Source organism: Microbacterium sp. zg.Y909 (assembly GCF_024626565.1).
In genome coordinates this window covers 1-1,434 of record NZ_JANJFJ010000642.1, presented here as the reverse complement: position 1 = coordinate 1,434, position 1,434 = coordinate 1, and the positions used below count along the sequence as shown (strand labels likewise).

Here is a 1,434-nt window from a genome sequence, read left to right as displayed (position 1 = left end):
GGCGGATTTTGCCGCATGGAGCGTACGACGTATGCTGGGACACAAGCCAAAGACCGTCGGTCATCGGTGTGCGCGCAAGCGCATCACGATCGAAGCTCTGCACAGCAGGGGCCCACGCAGGTGTACAGAACGATTCTCAGGAATTCAGCTCCGTGCGCTTGCGCCGGAGCTTTTTTGTTGTGAGGGAGCGACGGGCTGAGGTCGACGCCCGCCACCGCGGAGCGTCTCGTACACATCAAGGAGTGACCATGGCGCAGAAGGATGCATCGGTCGCCGAGCTCACGAAGAACTTCGAGAACTCGAACGCCGTCCTGCTGACCGAGTACCGCGGTCTGACGGTTGCCCAGCTCAAGCAGCTGCGCAACGACATCCGTCAGGACGCGCAGTACGCCGTGGTGAAGAACACGCTGACCAAGATCGCCGCGAACAACGCGGGGATCACCGCGCTGGACGAGGACCTCAAGGGTCCGTCGGCCGTCGCGTTCGTGCACGGCGACTTCGTCGCCACCGCGAAGGCTCTGCGTGACTTCGCCAAGGCCAACCCGCTTCTCGTGATCAAGGGCGGCATCTTCGAGGGCAACACCCTCACTGCCGACGAGGTCAACAAGTACGCCTCGCTCGAGAGCCGTGAGGTTCTGCTGGCGAAGGCGGCGGGCATGATGAAGGCGACGATGGGCAAGGCTGCGGCCACCATCGACGCGCTTCGCGAAAAGCTGGAGACCGCTGAGGCCGCGTAAGCGACCCGCGGCATTTTTCCCACAAACCCCATCTATCTAGGAGATACATCATGGCGAAGCTCACCACTGAGGAGCTGCTCGAGCAGTTTGCCGGCCTGACCCTCGTCGAGCTCAGCGAGTTCGTGAAGGCGTTCGAGGAGAAGTTCGACGTCACCGCTGCTGCTCCCGTCGCCGTTGCCGGCGCCGGTGGCGGCGCTGCTGCTGAAGAGGTTGAGGAGAAGGACTCCTTCGACGTCATCCTCGAGGCTGCTGGCGACAAGAAGATCCAGGTCATCAAGACGGTCCGCGAGCTCACCTCGCTGGGCCTCGGCGAGGCCAAGGCCGTCGTCGACGGTGCCCCCAAGGCCGTCCTGGAGGGCGCCAACAAGGAGGCCGCCGAGAAGGCCAAGGCCGCTCTCGAAGAGGCCGGCGCGACGGTTACCCTCAAGTAATCACGCTTCTGCGATGAAGGCCCCGGATGCCACGGCATCCGGGGCCTTCGTCATGCGTGGTCCAGCAATCCGGTGTCGGTCACGACGACCCCCGGCGTGCCGCTGGGTGCTGCGGTGGAATTGCGCACGATGAGCCGCGCCTGAAGCAGGTGGGCGGCCGGCGTCGCCGTCGGCGACTGCAGTTCGCCCACGAGCATGCGGGCCGCTGCCACGCCCTGCTGGCGTGGGTTCTGCGCGAGGGTCGTCAGTGAGAACATCTCGGCGTA

Annotated in this window: 3 protein-coding genes; 2 read left to right on the top strand and 1 reads right to left on the bottom strand. The window is 64.7% G+C overall.

The annotated features are described in order from the left end of the window. Positions 1 to 248 precede the first annotated feature (248 nt). Positions 249 to 737, top strand: a complete 489-nt coding sequence (gene rplJ, locus NQ160_RS23730) for a 50S ribosomal protein L10 (RefSeq protein ID WP_257517444.1) — start codon at positions 249 to 251, stop codon at positions 735 to 737. Between the two features lie 50 nt (positions 738 to 787). Next, the gene (gene rplL / locus NQ160_RS23725; RefSeq protein WP_257494172.1) at positions 788 to 1,168 is read left to right on the top strand and encodes a 50S ribosomal protein L7/L12; all 381 of its coding nucleotides are present in this window, start codon (positions 788 to 790) and stop codon (positions 1,166 to 1,168) included. A gap of 50 nt (positions 1,169 to 1,218) precedes the next feature. Here the strand turns inward: rplL and NQ160_RS23720 are convergent. Further along, positions 1,219 to 1,434 (bottom strand): substrate-binding domain-containing protein (locus NQ160_RS23720; RefSeq protein WP_257517443.1); only part of this gene is annotated, 216 nt, incomplete at its 5' end.

Coding starts and splice junctions, on each gene's coding strand:
- rplJ (WP_257517444.1), top strand. CDS start 249: ATGGCGCAGAAGGATGCATCGGTCGCCGAGCTCACGAAGAACTTCGAG.
- rplL (WP_257494172.1), top strand. CDS start 788: ATGGCGAAGCTCACCACTGAGGAGCTGCTCGAGCAGTTTGCCGGCCTG.